The 7,732-nt window shown below is 47.4% G+C and carries 7 protein-coding genes and 4 tRNA genes; 10 read left to right on the top strand and 1 reads right to left on the bottom strand.

What is annotated here, in order from left to right:
- The first annotated feature begins 101 nt into the window (after window positions 1-101).
- The 8 genes from AB1L17_RS24695 to AB1L17_RS24660 all read left to right on the top strand — a co-directional run bounded on the left by AB1L17_RS24695 (window position 102) and on the right by AB1L17_RS24660 (window position 5,240).
- Window positions 102-176, top strand: a tRNA-Gln gene (locus tag AB1L17_RS24695).
- Between the two features lie 7 nt (window positions 177-183).
- Window positions 184-259: transfer RNA gene (locus AB1L17_RS24690), tRNA-Gly, on the top strand.
- Between the two features lie 29 nt (window positions 260-288).
- A tRNA-Cys gene (locus AB1L17_RS24685) sits at window positions 289-362 on the top strand.
- Between the two features lie 8 nt (window positions 363-370).
- Window positions 371-452: transfer RNA gene (locus tag AB1L17_RS24680), tRNA-Leu, on the top strand.
- A 278-nt stretch (window positions 453-730) separates the two neighbouring features.
- A complete protein-coding gene (locus AB1L17_RS24675) occupies window positions 731-1,582 on the top strand; it encodes a helix-turn-helix domain-containing protein (protein ID WP_412847763.1) in 852 nt (283 codons plus the stop codon).
- A gap of 69 nt (window positions 1,583-1,651) precedes the next feature.
- Window positions 1,652-2,650 (top strand): ABC transporter substrate-binding protein, encoded by a 999-nt coding sequence (locus tag AB1L17_RS24670; RefSeq protein ID WP_412847762.1) that lies wholly within the window; start codon window positions 1,652-1,654, stop codon window positions 2,648-2,650.
- A 31-nt stretch (window positions 2,651-2,681) separates the two neighbouring features.
- A complete protein-coding gene (locus AB1L17_RS24665) occupies window positions 2,682-3,731 on the top strand; it encodes an NAD(P)/FAD-dependent oxidoreductase (RefSeq protein WP_412847761.1) in 1,050 nt (349 codons plus the stop codon).
- A gap of 177 nt (window positions 3,732-3,908) precedes the next feature.
- The gene (locus AB1L17_RS24660) at window positions 3,909-5,240 is read left to right on the top strand and encodes a purine/pyrimidine permease (RefSeq protein WP_412847760.1); all 1,332 of its coding nucleotides are present in this window, start codon (window positions 3,909-3,911) and stop codon (window positions 5,238-5,240) included.
- Between the two features lie 15 nt (window positions 5,241-5,255).
- Here AB1L17_RS24660 and AB1L17_RS24655 read toward each other — a convergent pair whose 3' ends face one another.
- Window positions 5,256-5,927, bottom strand: coding sequence for a B3/B4 domain-containing protein (locus tag AB1L17_RS24655; protein ID WP_412847764.1), 672 nt, complete (start codon window positions 5,925-5,927; stop codon window positions 5,256-5,258).
- 217 nt (window positions 5,928-6,144) lie between these two features.
- Here AB1L17_RS24655 and rnhA point away from each other — a divergent pair, with 217 nt between their 5' ends.
- Window positions 6,145-6,579 carry a ribonuclease HI gene (rnhA, locus tag AB1L17_RS24650; RefSeq protein WP_186380639.1) on the top strand — a complete coding sequence of 145 codons (435 nt, stop codon included), beginning with the start codon at window positions 6,145-6,147 and terminating at the stop codon, window positions 6,577-6,579.
- Window positions 6,576-7,727: a tRNA epoxyqueuosine(34) reductase QueG gene (gene queG / locus AB1L17_RS24645; protein WP_412847759.1), complete on the top strand. Its 1,152-nt coding sequence runs from the start codon at window positions 6,576-6,578 to the stop codon at window positions 7,725-7,727. The genes rnhA and queG overlap by 4 nt, the downstream gene beginning before the upstream one ends.
- Window positions 7,728-7,732: the final 5 nt, after the last annotated feature.

Genomic DNA, 7,732 nt, shown 5'->3' with positions numbered 1-7,732 from the left:
CGGTCGTGGCGAAGGGGTTAACGCACCGGATTGTGGCTCCGGCACTCGTGGGTTCAAGTCCCATCGATCGCCCCATAATTTCATAGTTGGGGATTACTTATTGGGGTATAGCCAAGCGGTAAGGCAACGGACTTTGACTCCGTCATTCCTAGGTTCAAATCCTAGTACCCCAGCCATTAAAATGCGGACGTAGCTCAATTGGTAGAGCGTCGCCTTGCCAAGGCGAAGGTCGAGGGTTCGAGACCCTTCGTCCGCTCCATTTCTCAAAATTGTTTCACCTTATATCATGGAGGCATAGCCAAGGGGTAAGGCACGGGTCTGCAAAACCCTTATCCCCGGTTCAAATCCGGGTGCCTCCTCCAAGATAATTGCCGGTGTGGCGGAATGGCAGACGCGCGCGACTCAAAATCGTGAGGGAAACCGTGGGGGTTCAAGTCCCTTCACCGGCACCATACAAACAATAAAGCTCTGAACATCAATTTTTATTGATTTCAGGGTTTTTTTATGTTTATACGTAAAAATAATGACTAGGCGAAGGAGAGCGGGAGCGTACGATGCCAGGTTTCCCTTCATTCAAAAAACAAAACAGCCCAACATTAAGATTGATTATCAATCTCAATATAAGTATGATTAAAAATGTATAAGTGAGCTTATATTATTCCAGCAATGAAAATAATGATCATTGGTGTGAAATTCGTTTACATATACCGAACAAAGGGAGGTGCGAGAAATGAACATCGATATCAATAAACTTGCAGAGCACTTTGCGCATACTTCTTTTCGGGTAGAGCAAGTCTGTCGCTATGCGCGTGATCCGGGAATGCGTTGTGATGGCTATACGGAGCCTTTACCAGGCTTTGTTTTTCCATTAAGAGGTAAGGCAGAGTTTGTTTTTAATGGAACGCCCTATACGCTTGCTCCTGGGAATGTGGTGCACGGTGGCGCACATATGCAATTGGATAGACAAGTTGTTGGCAATACCAGATGGGAGTATCTGCTTGTGCTGTATCGAATTTGTGCTCCCGAGCCAGCAGGCTTTTGCCTGCCAAAATCGCATTTTGAGCTTACACCAGGGCATAGTCCCCGTCTGACGGAGCTCCTTGAGCTTCTGTGGCGTGTGTCTCGCCAGCCGGGCGGGATTTCCGCTTTTCAGACAGAAATGTTGTTCCGCTGCGCACTGGAGGAACTGTTCGTCTGTGTCCGCAACCAAAGCAACGACGGTGAGCAAGCGTTATTTGAGCAAATATCGAAATACATACATGAGCATTATATGGACGCGCTGACTGTACGTGCCTTAGCGGAACAAAATGAAATCAATGAGAACAGGCTGTTCTATGTTTTCAAGAAGTACACAGGCATGGGTCCAGGAAAATATTTAATGGCATATCGTCTTAATCGGGCAAAGGAATGCTTGTTGGCTAACGATGCGCCAATAGGCGAGGTGGCCATTAGTGTCGGTTACACAGATGCATTTTATTTCAGCCGTATATTCAAAAAGCAGTTTGGTGTCTCCCCTGGAGAATTCCGGGCGACATTCAGGAATAATCCATATGGTTTTCAGGATAGCTCCATTCCTATATAAAATGTGTTTTGCTACACTGGCCTTACCAAGCTAGCCATGCAAAACTAAAGTCATATCGGAGGAGTCATAATGAGAAGACTCATGGGACTAATGGTCTCAATCGCATTTTTTGTAAGTATTTTGACAGGTTGTGCTGGAACGCCAAATAGCAGTTCAGCACCAAGCAGCACGCCACCCGTAGCGGAGGAGACAGGCACAACCGAACAAAAGGATAAGGAAACGGGAAAATGGCCGAGAACGTATGTAGATGCTCTTGGTCGTGAGATCGTATTGGAAAAGAAGCCAGAGAGGGTAGCGCTCCTCTTTTTTCGAAATTTTGAGCATTTGTTTTTGCTTGATGAATCCCCTGTAGCGGCTACCGATCTCAACGTACTTGATGAGTGGCAATCCCTGGCGCCGTACAAGAATAACGTTATCGCGGATCTCGGATCCATAGCGAATCCAAATCTGGAGAAGTTACTGGAAGTCGATCCGGATTTAATTATCGTGGTCGCGAATCGGTATGAGAAGTACGGAGAAAAATTGGAGAAAATAGCGCCAGTTGTTGTCGTGGATACCAATGAAAACAATTGGCAAGGTGCATTACGAGAATATGGAAAAATATTTGGCAAAGAGCAAAAGGCTCAGGATGAAATTACGCGTATTGAAACACTCCTTGCCGATTCAAAAGAGCAATTAAAGGCATACAACGACAAGACCTTTGGTTTGATTATGCTGGGAGACAAGCAATTTTGGGCCTTTACGACGCAGTTTATTTTCAACAAGGAAAGCGGTCTCGGTCTAAATCCACCAAGCAAGTATGCCGACATGTCCACAAAAGGAGAGCAGATTTCTTTGGAGGGACTGGCAGCAATGAACCCTGATTACATGTTTGTTGCTGATATAGGAGGGTCTTCGAAGAATTTGGCGAGCTATCTAAAAAATCTGGAAAGTGATTCTGTATGGAATTCACTTGGCGCAATAAAGAGCGGTCACATGTACGCATTAGACAGTTCAATTGCGGCTGGCGGACCTTTGGCGATCGAACTCGGAGTAAAAACCATTATGGAAAAGATTCGGGCAAAATAGAATCGTCTGTAACAAAGGAGAGGTTCAAACGATGAAAAACGAAGAATGGTATGACGTAACGATCATCGGAGGTGGGCCGGCGGGTCTTTTCTCCGCTTTTTACAGCGGTCTCAGAGAAATGAAGACCAAGCTGATTGAATATCAACCAGTACTGGGCGGAAAAATCCATGTCTACCCAGAAAAAATGATTTGGGATGTTGGCGGTCTTACTCCTATTCTTGGAGAAAATTTAATTGAACAACTGGTTGAGCAGGGACAAACCTTTCACCCGACTGTGGTATTGAATCAGAAAGTGGAATGGATGGAACGTGACGAATCAGGATTATTTGTGCTCCATACAGCTTCAGGAGAACGGCATTATACAAAAACCGTCATTCTAGCGATAGGTGGAGGAATCTTAAAGCCCCAAAAAATTGATTTGGAGGGGGCAGATAAGTTTGAAGTGACAAATCTAAATTATACGGTCAAATCACTGAAGCGGTTCAAGGATAAAATAGTGATTATTTCTGGCGGAGGAAACTCGGCGGTTGATTGGGCAAACGAGCTTGAACCAATCTCGAAACAAGTGTACCTAATTTATCGAAAGGACACGTTGTCAGGACACGAAGCACAAGTGAAACAGCTCATGAACAGTTCTGCAAAATGTTTTTTTGACACTTCCATTACCAAGTTGATTGCTTCTCCCAATCACGAGAAGATAGAACGAGTTGAACTGACCAACCATGTAACAGGTGAAAAACAGGTGCTACATATTGACGAAGTGATCATCAATCATGGTTATGAGAAAGACAGGTCACTGTTGGAAAATAGCAAAGTAAAGCTGGAGTTAAGTGAAGAGTATCTTATTGCGGGTCAAGCTACCAGTGCGACCTCAGTGCCGGGTATTTATGCAGCGGGGGATATTCTGAAGTACGAGGGAAAAGTGCATTTGATCGCAGGGGCGTTCCAAGATGCAGCGAATGCGGTAAACCAGGCTAAACTATATATACAGCCTGAAGCGCATAAAAGCGGAATGGTTTCTTCGCATAATGATATTTTTCAAAGCCGAAACCGTGCGTTGATAAAACAGATGATGAAATAGGCCTTTCAAATATCGGCTTGTCAATCACGCCATCGTGGTTGATGAGCCTTTTTCGTATGTATATCGCTTGCTTCGGGATGGTGATATTCTTTACGGTATTGTATACTGTCGAATGCAGGCTCAATCCAAATGGCAATTGACAGTAGTATTGTCCGTAACAAGAATGAGGTGGTTTTGATGAAGTACGGTTTGTATGACAAGCCGCCAGTGGGCACAACCATTTTGTCCGCTCTCCAATGGATGATCGTAGCCGTATCAAGCAGTGTAGCAGTACCTTTGATGATCGGCGATGTCTATGGTCTTGGGCCGGATGAAATCGGTAATTTGATGCAGCAGACCATGTTTTTTATTGGTCTGGCTTCTCTCTTGCAGGTATGGATCGGTCACCAATATCCGATGCTGGAAGGACCAGCGGGGCTTTGGTGGGGGATCTTTATTATTTTGGCACAGATCGGAACCAGTGTGGGGCTTGCGCCGCGTGAGATCGGGCAGTCTTTTCAGATCGGACTCGGAATGGCTGGGGTTTTGTTCCTGATTTTTGGCTTGATGGGATGGATCGGGAAGCTGCAGAGATGGTTTACGCCTCTCGTTTCGGGGACGTACATGATTTTGCTTGCTGTATCCTTGTGCAGCAATATTTTGGCTGGGATGCTGGGGATCGGATTCCAACATTCGAAAGAAGTGATCCCACAGGTGGCGATTGTCTCGATTGTAATCGTTGCGTTGGTGATCGTAGTGATGCGGACGAAGCGCTTTTCCAGCTTTGCGGTTTTGTTTGGAATGGTAGCAGGATGGGGGTTCTATGCCGTCATGGGTTGGACGGAGCCTGTCCGGCCCGCTGAACAAGTGATTGCGTGGCCGTCACTCTTTTTCTGGGGACCTCCTCTCTGGGATTGGGGAGTCATTCTGACGAGCATGCTGACGGGCTTCGTGCTGTTGACCAATCTGGTAACGAGCATGGTGGTCATGGGCAAAGCGACCGACACAGTACCGACTGAGGCGCAGTACAACCGCGGAGGCGTCTTTACAGGGGTTTCCCATCTGTTGTCCGGGCTTGGTGGAGTAGTCGGGATGATTCCCCTCTCGCTTGCTGCTGCGGTCATTCAGACGACCCGAATGGCGTCTCGTTTACCGTTTATGCTGGCTATGGTCGGCATCATGATCATTGGCTTGCTGCCCTACGTATCAAACTTTTTGGCGGCTCTTCCTACACCGGTTGCCTATGCTGCCATGTTCATTTCCTACACACAGCTGCTCGGATTTGGACTAAAGGATTATGTAAATGTGAAAATGGACGATCGGACGATTACGGTAGGAGGGAGCTCCTTGCTGGTGGGGATCGGCGTCATGTTTGTGCCGTCGACTGCGTGGCAGCATTTGCCTCCTCTCGTCAGCTTCCTGTTTGGGAACGGCCTGTTGCTTGGAGTTATCGTTTGCTTAGTGCTGGAGCATGTCGTTTTCCGAGGGAGTAAAGACGATCACAAGAAAAAAGACGGCCACGCTGCTTGACGGGCCGTTTTTCTATTAGACAGAGAGAATATAAGAGCTATCCAAATCGCCGCCATTGATCTCCGTAAACATCCGCCCGACCGAGTTCAGGATCTCATCCTTCTTTTGAGAGCTTACTTGCTCGTGGAAAAAGATCACCTGCATGAGATTGCGGCTATTTTCGGTGACACAAGAGCGTTTGGAGTCAACGATTGGGCTGCCAAAAGCTCCTTTGTCATCTGAGAGCAGCAGCTTGCCTTCCATGTTGACCTCACGACCATTCAATCCTTCGTATACGTCTTCACTGGTGCCCACTCGCAAAATGACATCTCCAGCCAATTGCGCCTGGTCATAAATGCCAAAAGGAAGGGCATGGAGGACGGAGAAGAAATTATTGATGTCGACAGCGCTGTTAATCCAGAAAAATGCATTTCCTTGTAGCAGTCTGCGAAGTAGCGCCTCAGATGAGGGGCGGTATCGTGATGGATCGGTGCCGACCTGTTTGAAAGCGGCTCGCCACTCGCGAATGCCTTCAATATCAGTCAGACGTGCAGGATCGTGTTCGAGACGGAGGCTTTCCACAAAGTAATTGATGCGGCCTTGAAGCATTTTAGGGGAGTCGCTGACGGAAGCACCGCTATAGTGGAGAATGCCCAGAGAAAGTTGAGGGAGGCGTTCAGTTACAGAAGCGTCCAGCTGTACTTTCATCATGTGTCACTCCTTTTTAAACCTATTTTTGGTAGTATAACAAAATTTTTTTGTGGAAGCGACAAAGCTTCGTTACAATAGAAAAAGCATCATACAAAGAGCAACTCTCGAAGATGGTTCTTCAGAAGGGCAGCAGCTTATATTGACAGCGTACAAAGTGTATAGCTTTCTTTCATGATAAACTAAGAACGTAAGGAGGAATGACCTGAAAATGACGATGCGTGAGGTTGAGATTTATACAGACGGAGCTTGTTCCGGCAACCCAGGACCAGGTGGTTGGGGAGCTGTACTGATGTACGGCCAACACATCAAGGAAATGTCCGGTGCTGAACCACATACAACGAACAACAGAATGGAGCTTTTAGCTGCAATCAAGGCTCTATCTACATTGAAGGAGCCTTGCAAGGTGACGCTATACAGCGATAGTGCGTACTTGGTCAATTGCTTTAAGCAAGGCTGGTATAAAGGCTGGCTGAAAAACGGCTGGAAGAACAGCAAAGGCCAGCAGGTGGAAAATCAGGACTTATGGAAAGAACTGCTTCAGTTGATGGACACCCACAAGGTAGAGTACGTGAAGGTCAAAGGACACGCCGACAACAAATGGAACAACCGCTGCGACGAATTGGCGACAGGAGCGATTAAACAGCTGTGAACGACTTGCTGTACTGGGAGCAGACAAAGCAGTCCATCATTGACTATGCCAAGGAAATCGGAATTGATAAGATCGGGTTTGCCAGTGCTGATCCTTTCACGACCCTTAAGGAACGGCTTACAGTACACCGCGAAAAGGGTTATGAATCAGGATTTGAGGAACCAGATTTAGAGAAGAGGACGAACCCGGAGATGTTGTTGGACGGGGCACGTTCGTTGATTTCTATAGCACTGGCCTATCCATCCAAGCTAAAAAATCCACCGAAGTCGGAACCAGGCGCTTATCGAGGAATTTTGTGCCGGGCAGCATGGGGAACCGATTATCATCACGTTCTGCGCGACAAGCTGGACAAGCTGACTCGCTTCATTATGGAGCTGGAGCCTGGGGCTCGAATTGAATCCATGGTAGACACGGGGGCATTGTCAGATCGTGCGGTAGCTGAGCGAGCTGGAATCGGCTTTGTAGGAAAGAACTGTGCAATCATAACGCCAGAATTCGGATCGTGGGTGTACTTGGGGGAGCTTGTAACGAATCTCCCATTGCCAAGCGACCAACCGATCGAAGAAGGCTGTGGCGATTGCAATATATGTGTAGACGCTTGTCCTACCGGAGCATTGGTGCAAGGCGGGCAGCTCGATGCACAACGATGTGTCGCTTATTTGACTCAGGTAAAAGACTTTATTCCAGATGAATTCCGCGGGAAGATCGGGAACCGGCTGTATGGTTGTGACACTTGTCAGACGGTGTGTCCGAAGAATCGGCGTATCGACAATGACCATCATGTTGAATTCCAGCCTGATCCGGAGATTGCGAAGCCGTTATTGATTCCGCTGCTCCAGATGAGCAATAAGGAGTTCAAGGAAAAATTCGGCCAATCATCATCATCATGGCGAGGCAAAAAACCGATCCAGCGCAATGCGATATTGGCGCTTGCGCATTTCAAGGATCGGACGGCTGTCCCTCATTTGGAGCGTCTGCTCTACGAAGATCCCCGTCCAGTCATTCGGGGAACGGCTGCGTGGGCACTTGGCAAAATCGGCGGAGAGCAGGCAGAAGAAGCGCTCCATTGTGCAAAAGCAAAAGAGGAGTCACCTGAAGTCGTTGTGGAGATAGAAAAAGGCATGAGCATGCTTCGTGCTCAGGCTTAGTTTGA

It is taken from the genome of Brevibacillus jepli, from assembly GCF_047229145.1.
In the GTDB taxonomy this organism is placed as follows: domain Bacteria; phylum Bacillota; class Bacilli; order Brevibacillales; family Brevibacillaceae; genus Brevibacillus.
The sequence above is the reverse complement of the archived record's forward strand: the minus strand, read 5'-3'. Positions and strand labels throughout refer to the sequence as shown.

Coding starts and splice junctions, on each gene's coding strand:
- AB1L17_RS24675 (WP_412847763.1), top strand. CDS start 731: ATGAACATCGATATCAATAAACTTGCAGAGCACTTTGCGCATACTTCT.
- AB1L17_RS24670 (WP_412847762.1), top strand. CDS start 1,652: ATGAGAAGACTCATGGGACTAATGGTCTCAATCGCATTTTTTGTAAGT.
- AB1L17_RS24665 (WP_412847761.1), top strand. CDS start 2,682: ATGAAAAACGAAGAATGGTATGACGTAACGATCATCGGAGGTGGGCCG.
- AB1L17_RS24660 (WP_412847760.1), top strand. CDS start 3,909: ATGAAGTACGGTTTGTATGACAAGCCGCCAGTGGGCACAACCATTTTG.
- AB1L17_RS24655 (WP_412847764.1), bottom strand. CDS start 5,927: ATGAAAGTACAGCTGGACGCTTCTGTAACTGAACGCCTCCCTCAACTT.
- rnhA (WP_186380639.1), top strand. CDS start 6,145: ATGCGTGAGGTTGAGATTTATACAGACGGAGCTTGTTCCGGCAACCCA.